Source organism: Cedecea davisae (assembly GCF_044095835.1).
GTDB classification, from domain to species: domain Bacteria; phylum Pseudomonadota; class Gammaproteobacteria; order Enterobacterales; family Enterobacteriaceae; genus Cedecea; species Cedecea davisae.
This window is the reverse complement of record NZ_CP172054.1, coordinates 2,595,129-2,614,414: the sequence shown is the minus strand read 5'-3', so window position 1 is coordinate 2,614,414 and position 19,286 is coordinate 2,595,129. Positions and strand designations below refer to the sequence as shown.

Here is a 19,286-nt window from a genome sequence, read left to right as displayed (position 1 = left end):
TCAACGTTATTTCACTTAAAAGAGAGATGAAATTGCGTAATCCCCTTAGCTGGAAAAGCACGCCCGTCGCCGGAACCCTGTTTGCCATGATTTTTATGGCGGGCATCGGGTTAGTGATTTCTATTATCGCGCTGCTATACCTTTCGCTGCACCTTATCAGTAGTAAAACCAATGAGATAGATGAGCACCGCAGCGCGCTGTCGGTGCAGGGTGCTATCCAGACTTCGGTTAACCGCGTTTGGGCGCTGGTGATTGATAACGCGGTCTGGGACGACGCGGTAAACCAGGTGTATCGCCAGGAGCTGGACGTTAACTGGCTGTATAACACCTGGGGCGCGGGCTACAAAATCAACAATCTCTACGACGGCGTATACGTCCTGGATGAAAGTTTCAATATCCTTTGGGGCTCGTTTCGCGGCCAGCGCGTTGCCGGGAGCAGCATCAGCCCGCTCGGCAAAGGGTTTGAGGCGATGGTTCGCCAGCATGCTCAGGCGCTGAAAGATGATAAAAAGATCTTTGCCGGGATAACCAATACCTCGTCGGGCGTTTCCTTTATCGGCATCGGCCTGATACGCCCGATGCTGGGGCGGCTTCAGGTTCGGGATGCCACTCGCCGCTATCTGGTGATCGGCCGCCAGGTTAACAGCAGCATGCTCAAAGAGCTGGGCAACACCTTCCAGATTGAGAATCTACGTTTTGCATCACGGGCGCTGGATTTATCCAGCGTGCCGCTAAAAAGCAGCTCCGGCGAGACGCTGGGCTACCTTAACTGGAAGCCGAGAATGCCCGGGGCAGAGGCGGCACACGCGGCCTCCGCCGATATTACGCGCATCGCTATTCTGGCCGCGCTGCTAATCCTGATTTTTATCGCCATCAGCAGTCTTGGGCTTTACAAGCTGGCGCGCGGTGAAAAGCAGGCGAGAAACATTGCCCTGACCGACTGGCTGAGCCACCTGCCAAATCGCCGGGCACTGATCGAACGGCTGGAAAGCATCAGCAAGCGCGGGGATAAGGACGAAAAAAGCGTGGTGTTTATCGATCTCGACGGTTTTAAAGACGTGAATGATATTTACGGGCACGACATCGGCGACCAGTTGATTATCACCATTGCCAACTCGCTGCGCGACCGGGTGCCGGTTAACGGCATGCTGGTCAGAATGGGCGGTGACGAGTTCGCGATGATGATCGGCGGTGAACACGCCGGGGAGCTCTCATCGGCATTTGCCGGTTCGGTGCTGGATTATCTCAGCCAGCCTGTTCCGGTAGGGGAAAGCACCATCCACATCAGCGCCAGCATCGGTATCGCCTGCGGTTCGCTGGTGGACTGCGGCAGCTCCGAATTGTTCCGCCGCGCCGATATCGCCATGTATCACTCCAAAATGACCGGCAAAGGCCGCATTACTTACTATGATGCGGCGCTGAATAGCGTACGCGAGCGCCGCCTGGTGATTGAAAACGATATTCGTAATGGCCTGGCGCGTGAAGAGTTTGAGGTCTGGTATCAGCCCATTATTGATGCCCGGAGTCTGGCCATTACCGGCGTTGAGGCGCTGGTGCGCTGGCCGCGTCGTCCCGGAGGGGAGCTACAACCGGACGATTTTGTTGGCGTGGCTGAAACCAGCGGCCTGATTTATGCGCTCGGGCAGTTTGTACTGCGCCGGGCGTGCAGCGATTTACAGGCTTTTGAGGATTTACGACTGTCGGTCAACATTTCTCCGGCGCAGTTCCGCGATCCGGAGTTTGAAGACAAAGTTGCGCGAGTGCTGCAAGAAACCCAATTTCCCGCCCGGCGCCTCGAGCTGGAGGTTACCGAAAGCTACGTGCTGGAAAACCCGGAGCGGGCGCTGGCGGCCATTCGCAATCTTAAAACACAGGGTATGGCGATGGCGCTGGACGATTTCGGCAACGGCTATTCCAGTATTGGCTACCTGCGTAGGTTCAACTTCGACACTATCAAGATAGATAAATCCCTGGCGGGCCTGGTGGATAGCGACGAGCAGGCGCTGGCTCTGGTGAGCGGCACCGTACGAATTGCCAGCGCGCTGGGCATGGCTGTCACGGCTGAGGGGGTAGAGAACGACGGGCAGCTACGTTTGCTGTGCCAGGCCGGATGCGACCGCCTGCAGGGATATTATTTCAGCAAACCGATGCCGCTGAGCGCGCTGTCATCATGGCGTCAGCAGCATCCGGCATGAGATTTACTGCGCCAGCGCTTCGAGCTTATCGCGGAAGCCGGTCACCGAGATGGCGCGATTGTCCGCCCGGTAGCGGTCTTTGGCCGCAGGCGCGGAGCTTTGGACCGCAATTAGCTGCCAGCCGTCGTCGGTTTTCAGCAGCAGCGGAGAGCCGCTGTCGCCGGGCAGGGTGTCGCACTGGTGTGACAGCACGGACGCCTGCGCCCAGCCGGTGACTAAGCAATTATTATGGGTATACAAATCGTCAAGATGATCCAGAGGATAACCGGACTGGGTCACTTTGCGATCCTGCGCCTTTAACGCCGCGGTCAGGGCGTCTTTGTCACCGGTAAACAGCGGCACCGGCGTAATGCCGGACGGCGGGTTGCGGATGATAATCAGGCCAAAATCGTAAGGCGCGGCGCTGGAAGGCACCAGCCATCCGTCACCGTCGGGCTTAAGGCGGCGGCCCAGGGATTTATCTACCCGGCCTTCGATGTCATGAATTTCATAGCGCCATTGCCCTTTATGGGAAATAAAACGCAGGGCGATAGCTTTATCGGCCTTACCGCGCGGCGGCTCAAGCAGGCAGTGCCCGGCGGTGAGCGCCAGATGAGGTGAAATTAGCGTGGCGGTACACAGATTGCCGCTGGCGGTTTCCAGCTGGCCGATGGCATCCCACGGCGCATCTTCCTGGTTGGTCACGCGAATACGGTCATCTTTGCCGAAGAACAGCGTTTTAACGTTAGCGGGGCTATCGTCTTCGTCCGCATGGCTCAGTTGAGGTAAAAGGAGTAACGCTCCTAAAAACAACACAACACTTTTGCGCATAGCTCTCTCTGAAGGGGCTAATAATTATGGTTTTTATAGATGCAGTAACTATAGACGGAACGGGCCGAAAGTGGGAGTAGAAACAGCGGGCTACACTAACCCAGCCAGAAGCTCAGGGTGATAATTCCGCAGATTACCAGCAGGGCGAGGATTAACTCGAAACTATAGCGTCGCAACATTATCCGCACTCCAGAAATAAACACCCGGCAAGCCGGGTGTTTTATATTAACGCTTTAAGCCACCGGGTTTGCCCCGTTGAACTTATGCAGCTGGCTGTACAGCTGGTTTTGCAGCAGCTTTGTGGTGTTTCTTAACGTGTTTTTTAGCAGCCTGTGCTTTCTGAGCAGCTGGTTTTACTGCTTTTTTGTGGTGTTTTTTAGCAGCCTGAGCTTTCTGTGCAGCAGGTTTTACTGCTTTTTTGTGGTGCTTTTTAGCGGCCTGAGCTTTCTGAGCGGCAGCTTTTTTGTGTTTTTTATGATGAGTTGCTTTTGCAGCAGGTGCTTTAGCAGCAGGAGCAGCAGCGGTGGTTGCTGGAGCAGCAGCCGGAGCGGTAGCAGTAGTGTCAGCAGCGAAAGCAACAGAAGACAGACCCATAGCAGCGGCAACAACCAGAGCTAATACTTTTTTCATTTCGACATCCTCGAATTTGTTTATGTGTCAACCCCACTGCGGGGCCGTTGAAATGAACTATAGGCTGGAGGATGGAAGTGTTCAGTGAGTGATTGGTATCGGCGTGTAACGGAATGTACAACGCCGGGTACGGACGACCCGGCGTGAGGATTTTACAGGTAGCGGGACTCTAAATGTTTACGGAAATACAATGGGTTAAGATCTTCTCCGGTGGCATTGGTAATCAGCTGGGCGGTGGTGAAGCGGCTGCCGTGCTGCCAGATATTTTGCTTTAACCAGTCAAATAATGCGCTGAAATCGCCGCTGGCGATGTCGCTTTCCAGCTGCGGCAGCGCCCGGCTCGCGGCCGCGAACAGCTGCGCGGCGTACATTGCGCCCAGAGTATAAGAAGGGAAGTAGCCAAATGCCCCGTCCGTCCAGTGAATATCCTGCATGCAGCCGTTGCGGTAGTTGCCTTCGGTAGACAGGCCCAGCCAGGACTGCATTTTTTCATTCCACAGCGCCGGAATGTCCTCTACTTCGATATCACCGTCAATCAGCGCGCGTTCAATTTCGTAGCGCAGTACAACGTGCGCCGGATAGCTGACTTCATCGGCATCCACGCGGATAAAGCCGCGCTCTACCTGCTGGTTAAGGCTGATAAAGTTATTTAGCTCAAATGCAGGCTGCGGGCCAAAGCGCTCGGTGACTTTCGGCAGCAGAAGTTTCAGGAACGGCGCGCTGCGGCCAAGCTGCATTTCAAAGAACAGGCTCTGCGACTCGTGAATCGCGGTGGAGCGTGCCAGAGAAACGGGCTGCCCCAGCCATTCGCGCGGCAGGTTCTGCTCGTAGCGCGCGTGGCCGGTTTCGTGGATCACGCCGAACAGCGAGCTGAACATCTCTTCTTCGTTGTAGCGGGTGGTGATGCGCACGTCTTCCGGCACGCCGCCGCAGAACGGGTGGGCGCTAACGTCGAGGCGGCCGCCGTTAAAGTCGAAGCCGAGCAGCGCCATGGTGTCGAGACCCAGCTGGCGCTGCGTTTCGGTAGCAAACTGGCCTTGAGGGGCGATAAGGGATTCTTTGGCTTGTTTATCAACTACTTTCTGCAGAAGATCCGGCAGCCAGCCGCGCAGGTCTCCAAACAGCACGTCGAGCTTAGCGCTGGTCATGCCCGGCTCGTAGATGTCCAGCAGGGCGTCGTAGCGGGAGATGCCTTTCGCTTCGGCACGCAGCTGCGCCTCTTCGCGGCTCACGCGCACCACTTCTTTCAGGTTAGTGGAAAAACCCTGCCAGTCGTTAGCCGGGCGCTGGGTACGCCAGCCGTGCTCGCAGCGGGTGCCGACCAGCGATTTCTCTTCAACCAGAGCATCCGGCAGCAGCACGGCTTCCTGGTAATGGCGGGTCATCTCACGCAGGTTTGCGCGTTCAACGTCATCGAGATCTTCCTGAGCGGCGGCCTGCAACAGCGTGGCGATTTTCTTGTCGGTCAGGATCTGGTGCTTAAGCACACTGAGTTCAGCGAGGGCTTCACCGCGTGCCTGGCTGCCGTTGGCGGGCATCATGGTTGACATATCCCAGCCTGCAATGGCGTACAGGTGGTCAAAGCGGGACAGACGCTGGAAGGTACGGGTCAGGTGATTATAGTTTTGCTTTTCCATATGGCCTCGTGAACAGGTTGTTAACGCCAAAGAAAATAGCATTAAGCGCATCTGAAAACGAGGCCAGCAGAACCTTAGTGCGCGCGGTGATGCAAACGCGTGCCAACCAGCAGGGCGATAAACAGCAGCGAGCCGATAAATGCGGCCACGCCGTTCCAGCCGAACTGGTGCCAGAACACACCGCCGAACGTACCGGCGATGCTGGAGCCGAGGTAATAGCTGAACAGATACAGCGAAGAAGCCTGGCCTTTAGCGCGCCGCGCGCGCGGGCCAATCCAGCTGCTGGCAACCGAGTGGGCGGCGAAGAACCCGGCGGAGAACAGCAGCATCCCGGCAAAAATCACCAGCAGAGGCGAGAACACGGTGAGCGTCAGGCCGATGAACATTACGGCGGTAAAGGCTATCAGCACCGGCCCGCGGCCATACTTAGCGGTCATTGCCCCGGCTTTTGGCGAACTCCATGTCCCGGTGAGGTAGGCCACGGACAGCAGGCCAACCACCGCCTGGCTAAGGAACCACGGTGCTTCCATCAGCCGGTAGCCAATGTAGTTAAACAGCGTGACAAACGCGCCCATCAGCAGGAAGCCTTCGGCGAAAAGCAGCGGCAGGCCCTGGTCGCGCCAGTGCAGGCGGAAATTAATAAACAGCGTTTTGGGCCGCAGGCTGGAGGCGCGGAAATGCTGCGACTGCGGCAAAATTTTCCAGAACATCAGCGCCGAGGCGAGGGCGAAGCAGCCGATAGCGGCCACGGCAACGCGCCAGCTAAAGAAGTCGGTCAGCACGCCGGTTATCAGGCGGCCGCTCATACCGCCGATGGAGTTCCCGCTGATATACAGCCCCATTGAAAACGCCACCACGCTGGGGTGCATCTCTTCGCTGAGGTAAGTCATGCCGACGGCGGCCACGCCGCTAAGCGACAGGCCAATCAGGGCGCGCATCACCAGGATGCCGTGCCAGCTGGTCATCAAAGTGGAAAGCAGAGTGCAGCAGGAGGCGAGCAGCAGCGCGGTAACCATCACCTGCTTGCGGCCAATCGCATCCGAAAGCGGGCCGGTAAACAGCAGGCCGATAGCCAGCATGGCGGTGGATATCGACAGCGAAATACTGCTGCTGGCGGGGCTGACGCCAAATTCTTGCGACAGCACCGGCAAAATCGGCTGCACGCAATAGAGAAGGGCAAAAGTGGCGAGACCGGCGGAAAATAGCGCCAGGGTGACGCGCATAAACTGGGGAGTGCCTCGTTTAATGTAGCTGACAGACTGAACAGAAGGTCTTTCGCCAGCGGCCTCTGTCGGGGCGGGGCTGACGGTTGTGGTGCGGCTCAAAGGAGATCCTTACAAAGTGCGTTAACTTATTATTTACAGAGTAGAAAAGTGTAAATGTTATGTCTAATATATTAATAATCTCAAATGATATGTTTGGCATATGAATATAGAACTGCGTCACCTGCGTTACTTTGTCGCCGTTGCCCAAGAACTGCATTTTGGCCGCGCTGCGGCAAGGCTGCGCATCTCCCAGCCGCCGCTCAGTCAGCAGATCCAGACCCTTGAACAGCAAGTTGGCGCCCGACTGCTGGCGCGAACCAACCGCAGCGTGAATCTGACCGCCGCCGGGCAGCAGTTCCTCACCGATGCACGCCTCATCCTTAGCCAGGTGGACGCAGCAGCAGCACGCGCCGCGCGTTTGCATCAGGGCGAAACCGGCGAGCTGCGCATCGGTTTTACTTCGTCCGCGCCGTTTATCAAAGCCGTCTCGGACAGCCTGTCCGCCTTTCGCCGCCGTTACCCGGATGTGCATATTCAAATGCGGGAAGTGAATACCCGGGAGCAGATTGCTCCGCTTAACGACGGCGAGCTGGAGCTGGGGCTGATGCGCAACACCAAACTGCCGGAGACGCTGGACTGGACGCTGATCCTGCGTGAGCCGCTGCTGGCGATGGTACACCGGGAGCATCCGCTGGCCTGCGCCAGTTCGGTTTCCCTTAAACAGCTTGCCAAAGAGCCTTTTGTTTTTTTCGACCCACACGTTGGCACCGGGCTGTACGACGACATAGTCGGCTTGCTGCACCGCAACGATATCGTGCCTTACATTACCCAGGAGGTGGGCGAGGCGATGACGATTATCGGTCTGGTGTCGGCCGGGCTGGGCGTTTCTATTCTCCCCGCGTCGTTCCAGCGCATTCGGCTAAGCGATGTTGTGTGGTTACCCATAGAAGAGCAGGAAGCGCAGTCGGAACTGTGGCTGGTTTGGCCGAAGCATCGGGAACTTTCTGCGGCGGCAAAGCGCATCTCGGCGCTGTTAACAGAGGCCTCATCCGCGCTAAAATAGCCGCAAAATGGCGGGATTATGTGCGGTAAATCACAACCCTAAGTAAATATTTGACTACCCCGCTTCAAGTGTTTAACCATAGCCTAAAAGTTTATTTCGAAGCGCGAAAATAAAGGGAGTACCACGTGGTTGCTGATAGTCAGCCGGGCCATATCGATCAGATTAAACAGACCAATGCCGGTGTTGTTTATCGTTTGATTGATACCCACGGTCCGGTGTCGCGAATCGATCTTTCCCGCCTGGCGCAGCTGGCACCGGCCAGTATCACCAAAATTGTGCGGGAGATGCTTGAAGCTCACCTGGTACAGGAAACCGAAATTCAGGACCCGGGCAGCCGTGGCCGCCCGGCCGTGGGGCTGATGCTGGAAACCGAAGCCTGGCACTATCTTTCATTGCGCCTGAGCCGGGGCGAAATCTCCCTCGGCCTGCGCGACCTCAGCAGCAAGCTGGTGGTTGAAGATACCGTCGCCCTGCCGATAGAAGATCCTCAGCCTCTGCTGGACCGCATCGTTTTTCAGGTCGATCAGTTCTTTATTCGCCACCAGGAAAAGCTGGAGCGCCTTACCGCCATCGCCATTACGCTGCCGGGCATCATTGATACCGTGCGCGGCATTATTCACCGCATGCCGTTTTATGACATCTGCGATATGCCGCTCGGCGAAGCGCTGGAAACCCATACCGGGGTGCCGGTGTTTATCCAGCACGACATCAGCGCCTGGACCATGGCCGAAGGGCTGTTTGGCGCGTCGCAGGGGGCGCGAGACGTCATTCAGGTCGTTATCGACCATAACGTCGGGGCGGGCGTAATAACCGACGGTCGCCTGCTGCACGCGGGCAGCAGCAGCCTGGTCGAAATCGGCCACACTCAGGTTGACCCGTACGGCAAGCGCTGTTATTGCGGCAACCACGGCTGCCTGGAAACCATCGCCAGCGTCGAGAGCGTTCTGGAGCTGGCGCAGCAGCGCATGAGCCAGTCTATGGGGTCGATGCTGCACGGCCAGCCGCTGAGCGTGGAATCCCTGTGCGACGCGGCGATTGGCGGCGACCTGCTGGCAAAAGACATTATTATCGGCGTCGGGCAGAACGTAGGCCGTATTCTGGCCATTATGGTTAACCTGTTTAATCCGCAAAAGATCCTTATCGGTTCGCCGCTTAACCGCGCCGCCGCTATTCTCCACCCGGCGATTACCGACTGCATTCGCCAGCAGGCTTTACCCGCCTACAGCAGCCATACGGTAGTTGAAAGTACCCAGTTTAATAATCGGGGTACGATGGCCGGTGCGGCGCTGGTAAAAGACGCAATGTATAACGGCTCTTTATTAATTCGCCTGTTGCAGGGCTGATTCCACGCCCTGATTCACCAAATATTGCGCTATCTCAATCTGGCCGCAGCGCCATTCTTTTAGACTTTCCCGGTTCAATTTTTCTTTTTTGTTTTTATTGCAAGCGTTACCTCCGGGAGAGATTCATGCTTAAGCGTTTCTTTATAACGGGTACCGATACCGCCGTGGGGAAGACGGTGGTTTCAAGAGCCTTGCTGCAGGCGCTGGCCGCCAGCGGTAAAAGCGTTGTCGGCTATAAGCCGGTGGCGAAGGGTAGTAAAGAGACGCCAGAAGGACTGCGCAACAAGGATGCGCTGGTATTACAAAGCGTCTCAACGGTTAAACTGCCCTACGAAGCTATCAATCCTATCGCGCTAAGCGAGGAAGAGAGCAGCATTAGCCACAATAGTCCGGTGAACTACTCTTTGCTCTCCAGCGGCCTGGCGCGCCTGAGCAGCCAGATGGATCATGTCGTGGTTGAAGGCACGGGCGGCTGGCGTAGCCTGATGAACGATCTGCGCCCGCTCTCCGACTGGGTGGTGCAGGAGCAACTGCCGGTGCTGATGGTGGTGGGGATCCAGGAAGGCTGTATCAACCATGCGCTGCTTACGGCGCAGGCCATTGCCAACGACGGGCTGCCGTTTATTGGCTGGGTCGCCAACCGCATCAACCCAGGGCTGGCGCACTACGCGGAAATTATCGAAGTGCTGAGCAAGAAACTGCCGGGGCCAATGATTGGCGAGCTGCCGTACCTGCCCCGCGCCGAACAGCGCGACCTCGGGGCGTACATTAACTTACCCCGGCTGCGCAGCGCTCTGTCGGTAGACAGACTGCGGGCGTAGCCAGCGCGACAGCGTAGAGGCTATAACGCAGGTCAGAAGCAGGCCGGGGAGCAGGGTAAACTCTCCGGTCATTTCACAAATCATCAGCGTTGCCATAATGGGCGCATGGGTGGTCGCCGCAAGCAGCGAGGCCATACCCGTCAGCCCCAGCAGAATCGCCACCGGTTCGCTGCCTCCGCTCCACATTCCACAAATTTGACCAAACAGCATGCCCAGCGCTGCGCCGATAAATAGCGTTGGCGTAAACACGCCGCCCGGCGCGCCTGAGCCGCTGCTCGCCATCACCGCCAGTAATTTGCACAGCAGAACCCCGGCAACAAACAGCAGCGCGGGCGGGCTGGAGAGAAATGATTGCACCACGCTGTAGCCGTTACCCCACGCGGTGGGCGTTATCAGCGAAAGCAGGCCGACAATCAGCCCGCCCAGCGCCAGCTGCAACGGTGGCGACAGGTGCAGCCCGCGAAACAGCACGCTGCTTTTCATCAGCAGCCACAGCATCAGCGGGCCAACCACGCCTGCCGTTAAGCCCAGCAGCGCCATCAGCCCATACTGGGAAGGCAGGGGCGGCGCGAGAAGGGTGACGATATATAGCGGAGCCTGGCCGCCGTTCAATAAATGGGTCAGCAGCAGCGCGCTAACGGCGGCGATAACCACCGGCCCAAGCGAAGCAAGCATCAGCGAGCCGAATAGAATCTCCGCGATAAACAGGCTGCCCGCCAGCGGCGCGTGGTAGGCGCTGGCCATCCCGGCGGCTGCACCGCAGGCCACCCACAGTTTCCACTCTTTGTCTGGCGTAAATCGCTGGGCAAAGAGCGAGGCAAATACGGTTGCCAGCAGGATCATTGCCCCTTCGCGGCCAATGGCGCTGCCGCTGGCGACCACAATAAGCGAAGCGCCGGACTTTACCAGGCTTGAAGGGACGTCGAGCCGCCCGTCGCCGGTTTCGATGGCTTCCATGTAATCGGTGGGGGCAGAAGGGCGCTGGCGGGTGGCCCGCTGCCAGCCCCATAACAGCAGTCCCGCGAGCAGGCCGCCAACGGCCGGCGTCATCACGCGTCGCCAGGGGGCAAGCGAAGCCGCAGCCGCGACCAGGCTGCCGCCGTGGTCGCCAAGAAACGCATTCTCAAGCAGATACATTGCCTGGCGAAACAGCCAGACAACCAGCGCGGAGGCAAGGCCAATGAAGACCGCAATCACCAGTCGGCGCAGCATCTCCCTGATGTCGGGGAAAGCATGTAAACGGTGCATAATGGATAACGTAGCGGGGGAATGGCGCTATTGTGGGGCAGAAAGAAGAGAAGCTCAAAAGAAAATGCGCCGCCGCCGGGCAGCGCATCAGGTCGATTAACTTTGGTGAATATTCAGCACCCGGCGGGTACGGCCCGAGCTGAGATAGTCGGCAATATAATCCTGCGAAATTTCTCCGCTGTAGCGCCCGTCCTCATCGGTAATCGGCATCCAGACCATATTGTGCTCGTAGAGTTTCGACAGCACGATACGCAGGTTTTCTTCAGCCCGGCCGGTCACGCGGAACGGGTGGAGCAGGTCAGAACAGGTTCCCGTTGCGCCGCGCGCTTCGCGGCGCTTAACGAAGCCCAGCGGTTTACCATCGCCGTCTACCACGGTAATAGAGCGCATGTCGTTATCATCCATGGTGGCAAAGGCTTCCGGCAGCGGCGTGGACTCGCGGGCGGTAATGGTCGGCTGCTGGTCGGTTACGTCCCCGGCCTGCACCAGCAGCAGGCGCTTCAGCGTGCGGTCCTGGCCCACGAACGAGCCAACAAAATCATTAGCCGGTTTTGCCAGCAGCTCGTCCGGGCTGGCGCACTGCACGATTTTGCCCTGTCTGAACACCGCGATGCGGTCGCCCAGCTTCAGCGCTTCGTCAATATCGTGGCTCACCAGCATCACGGTTTTTTTCAGCTGGCGCTGCATGTCGAGAAACTCGTTCTGGATGGTTTCGCGGTTAATCGGGTCGACCGCGCCAAACGGCTCATCCATCAGCAGCACCGGAGGATCTGCCGCCAGGGCGCGAATAACCCCGATACGCTGCTGCTGCCCGCCGGACATCTCGCGCGGGTAGCGGTTAAGGAAACGATTCGGATCGAGGGCTACCATGCTCATTAACTCGCTGGCACGCTCTTTACAGCGGGCTTTATCCCAGCCCAGCATGCGCGGCACCACGGTAATGTTCTCTTCGATGGTCATGTTCGGGAACAGGCCAATCTGCTGGATAACGTAGCCGATATTGCGGCGCAGGGTGACGGTATCCAGATCGTTAGTGTCCTGCCCGTTAATCAAAATTTTGCCGCCGGTTGGCTTAATCAGGCGGTTAATCATCTTCAGCGTGGTGGTTTTACCGCAGCCGGAAGGGCCAAGCAGGACGCACATTTCCCCCTCGGGTACGTTGAGGCTGACATTGTCCACGGCGTTAAAAGTCTGGCCGTTTTTCTGCACAAATTGTCTGGTGAGATTTTCAAGTTTTATCATTATTTACTCTCTTTTAAAGACGAATTTAATGGCCGGTTACCACTTGGTAAAATGCATTTGCAGGCGATGCAGCAGCCAGTCAAGCACGATGGCGAGCAGGCAAATCATTACCGCTCCGGCAATCAGCATGCGAATGTCGCTCCCGCTGATGCCGTTCAGCAACAGCAGGCCCAGCCCGCCCGCGCCGATGACGGCGGCAATCGCCATCACGCCGATGTTCATCACCACTGCGGTACGGATACCGCCAAAAATCACCGGCAGCGCCATCGGGATTTCTACCCAGCATAAACGCTGCCAGAAGGTCATGCCGATGCCGCGACCGGCTTCGCGCAGACCCGGCGGCAGGCTGTCCAGCGCGGTATGGGTGTTACGAACAATGGGCAGCAGCGAGTAGAGAAAGACGGCCGTAACGGCAGGCACCACGCCAATTCCCTGACCGATCAGCGAAAATAGCGGGATCATCAGGCCGAACAGGGCGATAGAGGGAATGGTCAGCACGATGGTGGCGACGCCGAGCACCGGCGTGGCCAGCCATTTATGGCGCACAATCAGAATACCGAGCGGAACGCCAATCACGATGGCCAGCCCGACGGCGATAAGCACCAGCCACAGGTGATGCAGGGTCAGGGAGCCAATATAGCCCGCGTTATCAATCATATAGTGCAGAGTTTCCACGATACCTCCTCAGAGCAAGCCTTTCTGCTGCAGGAATTCACGCGCTACCTGCTGCGGGGTTTCATGGTCGATATCAACTTTGGCGTTCAGGGTTGTTATCACGTCGTTATTCAGCAGGGACGAAAGCGTATCGAGCGCTTCCTCAAGACCTGGGTTAGCATCCAGCACGTCTTTACGCACCACCGGCGTGACAGCGTAACTTGGGAAGAAACCTTTATCGTCCACCAGCGCCTTCAGGTCGAAGCCTTTCATGCGCCCGTCGGTGGTGTAAATCAGACCGGCATCGACAAAGCCGTCACGGATGGCGTTATACACAAGGCCGGGGTCCATCTGGCGAATCTGCGGGCGGTCCAGCGGCATGTTATACACCTGCTGGAGCGGCTTCAGGCCGTCACTGCGCCCGGCAAATTCCAGATCCAGGCCGAGCATCCAGTTATGTTTCGGGTCGGTCTGGCGAATATGCTCCACCCGCTCCACCAGCTGAGACATCGTGGTAATGCCTTCTTTCTCAGCGCGTTCACGCTTCATGGCAAAGGCGTAGGTGTTGTTCATTTCCGCAGGCTTGAGCCAGACGAGGCCAAGTTTGGCATCCAGCTTTTTAACCGTGTTATACGACTCTTCCGGCGACATTCTTTTGTTGATGTGGTTGAAGATAATCAAAGAAGTCCCGGTGTATTCCCATGTCATATCAATCTGTTTATTGATCATCGCGTTGCGGGAAATAACCGTGGCGATATTGGTTTGCGGCGTAACCTGGAACCCTTTTTTTGCCAGATACTGCGTGGTCATGGCAGAGAGAATATGTTGCTCGGTAAAGCTCTTGGTCGCCAGCACCAGCGGGGCAGCCTGCGCCTGGGCGGTAAGAAGTGCCGTGGCGGTAAGAGCCGCCTTCAGCAGTCGGGAAAGCATCTTCATGAACGCTCCTTATTGTTGTTATTAAGCGGCGTGGGGGCTGAGCACCCGGCCAAGGCCCGCGAGAGCAAGATCCAGTATCAGCGCAAACAGCGCGGTAGCCACTGCCCCGAGGATCAGCGTCGGGAAGTCGTTAAGGTAAATACCCGGGAAAATCAGTTCGCCGTAGCTGCTGGCACCGATAAGAAACGCCAGCGGGGCCGTGCCTACGTTGATGGCGGTGGCGATGCGTACCCCGGAGAGCATAACCGGCAGCGCGTTGGGGATTTCGACCTGGCGCAGACGCTGTAATTTTGTCATGCCAATGCCGTTAGCCGCCTCGATAAGCGAAGGCGGCACGCTACACAGCCCGGCGTAGGTGTTACGCACAATGGGCAGCAGGGAAGCGAGGAACAGAGCAATAATCGCCGGTTTATCGCCGATACCGATGACCACCATTGCCAGAGCCAGCACCGCCAGCGGCGGCAGCGTATTGCCGATATTAAATATCTGCATCACGTATTCCGCCCAGCGGCGGGCGGCAGGGCGGCTGAGTAAAATCCCGCTGGGAATACCAACCAGCAGCGCCAGCGCCATAGAGCTAAACACCAGAATTAAGTGCTGCTGCCCGAGGTAAACCAGGTCCACCTGACGGGCTTTTATTGTCTCAGGCCCGATACCCCAGACCAGCAGGCCGAGCACTACAACGAGCGCAAGGAGGCCGAGAAGGAACCTTGTTAAGAAGGATGCGTTTTGCATTGCAGTGTGTCTCCCTGTTGCACGCGTTATTGCCGCCGGAAGGACGGCCTGTTGTTATGCCTTGTGTCGGCAGGGTGTCTGGAGCTATAGCAACGCAGCGGGAAGGATTCCAGTTTAGCGGACCATTAAGTGGCTAATGGTTTAGGGGATAAAGTATTGCGCAGGCCTTATGGCTGTTGGGCTGGGAGGGGAAAGTAAAGATTTGTCTTAAAAATGTTAATGCGACGTGACGTTGTCACATATCAATTATCGCCGACGGGCGGGATCTTTCAGGAAACCGAATGCCGTCGGCTCCCCGAAAGACCAGGATTCTTAGAAGAACAGCTCCTTCTGCGCCACCGGCGTCAGCATGCCGCGCCGCCATCCGGCAAGGGTAATTTGCGCAAGTTGACCTAGCCCGCGATAGAAATCATTGGCGGCATGGTCGGTGAACAGGCTAAGGAAACGCTCTGACCACGGCAGCAGATGCCAGGCGAGCAGTTCGTCCAGCCGCTGAGATTGCTCCTCATCGGCGAGCCAGGCGGCCAGCATCAGCAGCGTGCCAAAATGGTCTTCCGGCTCGTTCTGCTCGGTTTCCTGAACAAAGCCGTGCTCGCGCATCCACTGGCGTAAGGCCAGCATTGAGTCGCCAAAGAGCACGTTTTCTTTGTCCAGATAGACCGAACCCCACGGCGGAGCAGGCAGCGCGTACGGGCCGATAAACAGGCGCTGATACTCCGCATCAAGCCCCTCGTCCGCCAGGCCGGAAGCCATAAGCCGTGCGATATCAGGTAATTCAGCAGACTGAATCGGCCACTCCGTAACCCACTCGGGTGATGCCAGCATAGCGATAAGCTCCGCGCATTCCGGGCTGCCCGGCGGCTGATAATAAAGTGCGCCGAGTACGCGACCGGTCAGGGCGATGGCGGGCAGGCGTTGTAAATCTGAAGACATTCTTTGCTTCCTTAAATTTTTCTAATCTCGACCAGATTGGTGTGCTGCGGGTTGCCTTTGGCCAGCGGCGAAGGACGATGCGTGGTCAGGGTGTTAATGCAGGCCCCGCGGTCGATTCTGTCGCCGCTCATATTGGCATCGTGCCAGGCACCCTGGCCCATGGCCGCAACGCCCGGCATGATGCGAGGGGTGACTTTGGCTTCGATATACACCTCGCCGCGCCCGTTGAACACGCTGACCTTGTCTCCGCTGGTAATCCCGCGTTTCTGCGCATCTATCGGGTTGATCCAGACTTCCTGGCGTGCGGCGGCCTGGAGCACGTCAATATTGCCGTAGGTCGAATGCGTTCTGGCCTTGTAATGGAAGCCAAACAGCTGGAGAGGATAATCGCCGCGCTGCGGGTCGTCCCAGCCTTCAAAGGTAGAGGCATAAACCGGCAGCGGGCTGATGGTTTCATCTTTTTCCAGCTCCCAGTTACCGGCAATTTCCTCGAGCCTGCTCGAATAGATCTCAATTTTTCCGGAGGGCGTCTTGAGCGGATTGGCCGCCGGGTCTTCGCGGAATTTTTTGTAAGCCACGAAGTGGCCCGCCGGGTCTTTACGTTTATAAATACCCATTTCGCGCAGCGCCTCGTAGGACGGCAGCAACGGATCTTTGGCGAGCATTTTAGCGTACAAATGGCGCAGCCATTCGCTCTGGCTTCTTCCTTCGGTAAACGCCTGGTGAACGTCAGGGCCAAGCCGCCTTGCCACTTCGCTCATCATCCAGTAAATCGGTTTACGCTCGAACTTAGGCGCGGTGGCGGGCTGAATAAAAATCAGGTAGCCCATATTGCCCGCGTAGTCGTTGGGAATAATGTCTTCCTGTTCCACCGTCATCAGGTCCGGCAGCAGGATATCGGCGTACTTCGCCGAAGAGGTCATAAAGTTTTCGATGACCACAATCATTTCGCACTGCTTGTCGTCCTGCAGAATATCGTGGGTTTTATTGATGTCGGAGTGCTGGTTGATGATGGTATTACCGGCATAGTTCCAGATGAACTTTATCGGCACGTCCAGCTTATCTTTGCCGCGCACGCCGTCGCGTTTGGCGGTCATTTCCGGGCCGCGAACAATCGCGTCCGTCCAGCTGAAGCAGGAAATTTGCGTTTTCACCGGGTTTTCCAGCACCGGCATACGCTCAATGGTGATGGTGTAGGTGGACTCACGGGCGCCGCTGTTGCCGCCGTTAATCCCGACGTTGCCGGTCAAAATCGGCAGCATGGCAATCGCGCGGGAGGTCAGTTCGCCGTTCGCCTGGCGCTGCGGGCCCCAGCCCTGAGCAATATAGGCTGGTTTAGCGCTGCCTATTTCACGAGCCAGTTTGATTATCTTGTCGGCAGGGATGCCGGTAATCGTGGCAGCCCACTGCGGCGTTTTTTCAACGCCGTCTTCGCCCTGGCCGAGAATATACGCCTTGTAGTGCCCGTTTGCGGGCGCACCTGCTGGCAGCGTCTTCTCGTCATACCCAACGCAATATTTATCGAGGAACGGCTGGTCCACCAGATTCTCTCTGATTAAAACGTGGGCAAGCCCGGCGACGAGCGCGGCGTCGGTGCCTGGGCGGATAGGTATCCACTCGTCTTCCCGCCCGGCGGCGGTATCGGTGTAACGCGGGTCGATGACTATCATGCGTGCATTGGAGCGTTCGCGGGCCTGCTCCAGATAATAGGTGATGCCGCCGCCGCTCATGCGGGTCTCCGCTGGATTATTGCCGAAGAGCACGACCAGTTTGCTGTTTTCGATATCCGAGGTGCTGTTGCCGTCGTTGCTGCCGTAGGTGTATGGCATCGCGCAGGCGATTTGTGCCGTGCTGTAAGTGCCGTAATGGCTCAGGAAGCCGCCGTAGCAATTCATCAGCCGGGCAACCAGCGAGGCGTAAGGCGAGGAGCGGGTTATGTTGCCGCCGACCACGCCGGAAGAGTAGTTGATATAGACCGCTTCGTTACCGTACTTTTCAACGGTTTTCTTCAGGCTGCCGCTGACGAGGTCTAGTGCCTCATCCCAACTGATGCGCTCGAACTTCCCCTCGCCGCGCTTGCCCACTCGCTTCATCGGATAATTCAGGCGTTCCGGGTGGTTGATGCGGCGGCGAATGGAGCGCCCACGCAGGCAGGCGCGAACCTGATGATCGCCATAGTTATCCAGCCCGGTATTATCGGTTTCGACCCAGTAGACCTCTTCATCGCGAACGTGAAGGCGCAGCGCGCAGCGGCTGCCGCAGTTGACCGAACAGGCTCCCCAGACCACTTTATCTTCCTGGGAGACGGCACCGGCAACAGCGGCTGCGGCGCTGCGTAAAGCAAACGGCAGTGAAATACCGCCAGCGGCAAGCGCCAGGCCGCCTATAGCGGAAGATTTTACCAGGCTGCGGCGGCTAATCCCGCCCGGATTGTTGAGATTCGACATCGCTCACTCCATGACTGTTTTGTCGCGTGGAAGACGTTATTTTTTTGAATTTTTAGGGTTGATGATTGCGGTGGAGTCTCGCCGCTTAGCGGGCGAATATTCACTCCGGCAAGAGTGTTACTTATTTAGGAGTAGAGGTTATTAACGCCAATCAAAGTTAGGGCAGTCTGCGGGGGAAATTGCGGGAAAGCAGGGCGCGGCGCGCCCCACTGGAGATTACTGAGGCTCGTTTTCAGCTGCGGCGCCGCCCGCGATGCGGGTATAAACGATTTTTTGCGTGTCGTTAGCGCAGTGGCCAACAACCTGGCCGCCGGCCTTGTCTGCCTGATCGTTCGGAACGATGGTTAGCGAAAATCCGGACTCAGGCACGCCGTTATTAATAATACGTTGCTGGATATCCGATTTCACTCTTTCGCAGCTGCCTTGCGCGGCCAACGCCGGGGCGGCAGCGATCAGCAGTATCGTGCTTAACCAAACGGAACGTTTCATCATCTCTTCCTTATGTTGAGGTGAACTATAAGAATAGCGCTTTTAGTGTAAAGGGTTGTATTTGCTTATATCATGTTATGACACCAAACAGGAGAGCGGCAAAACGTGAAGAAAATCATTATCTCTGGCGCGCTGGTTTTCGGGCTTGTCGGATGTGACAACTCGCAGTCGCCGCAGGCGTATACGCCGGAAATGGCCAGTTTTTCTAACGAGTTCGACTTCGATCCGCTGCGCGGGCCGGTAAAAGATTTTAGCCAGACGCTGATTAACGAAAAGGGCGAAGTGGTGAAGCGGGTTAGCGGCGTGCTGTCGCAGGAAGGCTGCTTCGACAGTCTTGAGTTTCACGATCTGGAAAACAATAGCGGCGCTTCGCTGGCGCTGGATGCGAATTACTACATTGACGCCGTTAGTCACGAAAAACGCGTGGAGTTGCAGGGGAAATGCCAGCTTGCCGGGCTGCCGAAGGTGGGCATCAGCTACGATACGGATGACAATGGTTTCGTCACGGTTGCCCGGGGTAAAGATGTCCTGGTCGACTATAAATATGACGATGAGGGCTATCCGCTGGGCAAAATATCCAAAGCCAAAGAGAGCGAGCTGGCGATTATTGCGAAGGCCGGAACCGACAAAAAGAAAAAGCTGGATTACAGCGCGGTGACTACGCTGAACGGTAAAAACATCGGGATGGCCAAGCAAAGCTGCGACTACGACAGGCATTTCAACCCGCTGTCCTGCGATCTGGATATGACCGATGAAACCGTAACGCCGCCAACCACCGTGCGTTATACGATTAAAAATACTATCGAGTATTATTGATAGCGGCGCGTTTGCCGCCCAA

17 protein-coding genes are annotated in these 19,286 nt (G+C 57.1%); 5 read left to right on the top strand and 12 right to left on the bottom strand.

From position 1 onward, the window contains the following. The first annotated feature begins 26 nt into the window (after nt 1-26). Nucleotides 27-2,195 (top strand): EAL domain-containing protein, encoded by a 2,169-nt coding sequence (locus ACG1VR_RS12540; protein WP_395488942.1) that lies wholly within the window; start codon nt 27-29, stop codon nt 2,193-2,195. 3 nt (nt 2,196-2,198) lie between these two features. Here ACG1VR_RS12540 and ACG1VR_RS12535 read toward each other — a convergent pair whose 3' ends face one another. The 4 genes from ACG1VR_RS12535 to ACG1VR_RS12520 all read right to left on the bottom strand — a co-directional run bounded on the left by ACG1VR_RS12535 (nt 2,199) and on the right by ACG1VR_RS12520 (nt 6,597). Continuing rightward, on the bottom strand, nt 2,199-3,005 hold the full coding sequence (locus tag ACG1VR_RS12535) for a serine protease (protein ID WP_016536282.1): 807 nt from the start codon (nt 3,003-3,005) through the stop codon (nt 2,199-2,201). A gap of 261 nt (nt 3,006-3,266) precedes the next feature. Next, nucleotides 3,267-3,635, bottom strand: coding sequence for an acid resistance repetitive basic protein Asr (gene asr / locus ACG1VR_RS12530; protein ID WP_395488941.1), 369 nt, complete (start codon nt 3,633-3,635; stop codon nt 3,267-3,269). Between the two features lie 152 nt (nt 3,636-3,787). After that, on the bottom strand, nt 3,788-5,272 hold the full coding sequence (locus tag ACG1VR_RS12525) for a carboxypeptidase M32 (RefSeq protein WP_395488940.1): 1,485 nt from the start codon (nt 5,270-5,272) through the stop codon (nt 3,788-3,790). Nucleotides 5,273-5,346: 74 nt separating this feature from the next. Next, entirely contained in the window at nt 5,347-6,597 is a 1,251-nt protein-coding gene (locus tag ACG1VR_RS12520) for an MFS transporter (protein ID WP_395488939.1), read from the bottom strand. A 100-nt stretch (nt 6,598-6,697) separates the two neighbouring features. On the opposite strand from ACG1VR_RS12520, the gene ACG1VR_RS12515 reads away from it, so the two are divergent. From ACG1VR_RS12515 to bioD, 3 genes are all read left to right on the top strand, one after another. Continuing rightward, nucleotides 6,698-7,600: a LysR family transcriptional regulator gene (locus ACG1VR_RS12515; protein WP_395488938.1), complete on the top strand. Its 903-nt coding sequence runs from the start codon at nt 6,698-6,700 to the stop codon at nt 7,598-7,600. A 125-nt stretch (nt 7,601-7,725) separates the two neighbouring features. After that, nucleotides 7,726-8,943, top strand: a complete 1,218-nt coding sequence (mlc, locus tag ACG1VR_RS12510) for a sugar metabolism global transcriptional regulator Mlc (protein ID WP_016536288.1) — start codon at nt 7,726-7,728, stop codon at nt 8,941-8,943. A 125-nt stretch (nt 8,944-9,068) separates the two neighbouring features. Further along, complete coding sequence (gene bioD, locus ACG1VR_RS12505; RefSeq protein ID WP_395488937.1) at nt 9,069-9,764, top strand: dethiobiotin synthase; 696 nt, start codon at nt 9,069-9,071, stop codon at nt 9,762-9,764. Here the strand turns inward: bioD and clcB are convergent. The 8 genes from clcB to ACG1VR_RS12465 all read right to left on the bottom strand — a co-directional run bounded on the left by clcB (nt 9,717) and on the right by ACG1VR_RS12465 (nt 18,448). After that, the gene (gene clcB, locus ACG1VR_RS12500) at nt 9,717-11,012 is read right to left on the bottom strand and encodes a voltage-gated ClC-type chloride channel ClcB (protein ID WP_395488936.1); all 1,296 of its coding nucleotides are present in this window, start codon (nt 11,010-11,012) and stop codon (nt 9,717-9,719) included. The genes bioD and clcB overlap by 48 nt on opposite strands. A 96-nt stretch (nt 11,013-11,108) precedes the next feature. Next, the gene (osmV, locus tag ACG1VR_RS12495) at nt 11,109-12,254 is read right to left on the bottom strand and encodes an osmoprotectant ABC transporter ATP-binding protein OsmV (RefSeq protein ID WP_395488935.1); all 1,146 of its coding nucleotides are present in this window, start codon (nt 12,252-12,254) and stop codon (nt 11,109-11,111) included. Between the two features lie 36 nt (nt 12,255-12,290). After that, nucleotides 12,291-12,929 (bottom strand): osmoprotectant ABC transporter permease OsmW, encoded by a 639-nt coding sequence (gene osmW, locus ACG1VR_RS12490; RefSeq protein ID WP_395488934.1) that lies wholly within the window; start codon nt 12,927-12,929, stop codon nt 12,291-12,293. A gap of 9 nt (nt 12,930-12,938) precedes the next feature. Continuing rightward, nucleotides 12,939-13,844, bottom strand: a complete 906-nt coding sequence (gene osmX, locus ACG1VR_RS12485) for an osmoprotectant ABC transporter substrate-binding protein OsmX (RefSeq protein ID WP_395488933.1) — start codon at nt 13,842-13,844, stop codon at nt 12,939-12,941. Between the two features lie 21 nt (nt 13,845-13,865). Continuing rightward, nucleotides 13,866-14,579: an osmoprotectant ABC transporter permease OsmY gene (gene osmY, locus ACG1VR_RS12480; protein WP_016536295.1), complete on the bottom strand. Its 714-nt coding sequence runs from the start codon at nt 14,577-14,579 to the stop codon at nt 13,866-13,868. Nucleotides 14,580-14,891: 312 nt separating this feature from the next. After that, on the bottom strand, nt 14,892-15,512 hold the full coding sequence (dmsD, locus tag ACG1VR_RS12475; RefSeq protein WP_172570069.1) for a Tat proofreading chaperone DmsD: 621 nt from the start codon (nt 15,510-15,512) through the stop codon (nt 14,892-14,894). Between the two features lie 11 nt (nt 15,513-15,523). Next, complete coding sequence (gene ynfE, locus ACG1VR_RS12470; protein ID WP_395488932.1) at nt 15,524-17,959, bottom strand: selenate/tellurate reductase subunit YnfE; 2,436 nt, start codon at nt 17,957-17,959, stop codon at nt 15,524-15,526. 216 nt (nt 17,960-18,175) lie between these two features. Beyond that, nucleotides 18,176-18,448, bottom strand: a complete 273-nt coding sequence (locus tag ACG1VR_RS12465) for a DUF1161 domain-containing protein (protein WP_395491105.1) — start codon at nt 18,446-18,448, stop codon at nt 18,176-18,178. A gap of 105 nt (nt 18,449-18,553) precedes the next feature. Here ACG1VR_RS12465 and ACG1VR_RS12460 point away from each other — a divergent pair, with 105 nt between their 5' ends. Then, nucleotides 18,554-19,264, top strand: coding sequence for a YnfC family lipoprotein (locus ACG1VR_RS12460; RefSeq protein ID WP_279045946.1), 711 nt, complete (start codon nt 18,554-18,556; stop codon nt 19,262-19,264). Nucleotides 19,265-19,286 lie beyond the last annotated feature (22 nt).

What these genes read in the sequence shown, in the direction of transcription:
- ACG1VR_RS12540 (WP_395488942.1), top strand. Translation starts at nt 27, where the DNA reads ATGAAATTGCGTAATCCCCTTAGCTGGAAAAGCACGCCCGTCGCCGGA.
- ACG1VR_RS12535 (WP_016536282.1), bottom strand. Translation starts at nt 3,005, where the DNA reads ATGCGCAAAAGTGTTGTGTTGTTTTTAGGAGCGTTACTCCTTTTACCT.
- asr (WP_395488941.1), bottom strand. Translation starts at nt 3,635, where the DNA reads ATGAAAAAAGTATTAGCTCTGGTTGTTGCCGCTGCTATGGGTCTGTCT.
- ACG1VR_RS12525 (WP_395488940.1), bottom strand. Translation starts at nt 5,272, where the DNA reads ATGGAAAAGCAAAACTATAATCACCTGACCCGTACCTTCCAGCGTCTG.
- ACG1VR_RS12515 (WP_395488938.1), top strand. Translation starts at nt 6,698, where the DNA reads ATGAATATAGAACTGCGTCACCTGCGTTACTTTGTCGCCGTTGCCCAA.
- bioD (WP_395488937.1), top strand. Translation starts at nt 9,069, where the DNA reads ATGCTTAAGCGTTTCTTTATAACGGGTACCGATACCGCCGTGGGGAAG.
- clcB (WP_395488936.1), bottom strand. Translation starts at nt 11,012, where the DNA reads ATGCACCGTTTACATGCTTTCCCCGACATCAGGGAGATGCTGCGCCGA.
- osmV (WP_395488935.1), bottom strand. Translation starts at nt 12,254, where the DNA reads ATGATAAAACTTGAAAATCTCACCAGACAATTTGTGCAGAAAAACGGC.
- osmX (WP_395488933.1), bottom strand. Translation starts at nt 13,844, where the DNA reads ATGAAGATGCTTTCCCGACTGCTGAAGGCGGCTCTTACCGCCACGGCA.
- osmY (WP_016536295.1), bottom strand. Translation starts at nt 14,579, where the DNA reads ATGCAAAACGCATCCTTCTTAACAAGGTTCCTTCTCGGCCTCCTTGCG.
- dmsD (WP_172570069.1), bottom strand. Translation starts at nt 15,512, where the DNA reads ATGTCTTCAGATTTACAACGCCTGCCCGCCATCGCCCTGACCGGTCGC.
- ynfE (WP_395488932.1), bottom strand. Translation starts at nt 17,959, where the DNA reads ATGTCGAATCTCAACAATCCGGGCGGGATTAGCCGCCGCAGCCTGGTA.
- ACG1VR_RS12465 (WP_395491105.1), bottom strand. Translation starts at nt 18,448, where the DNA reads ATGAAACGTTCCGTTTGGTTAAGCACGATACTGCTGATCGCTGCCGCC.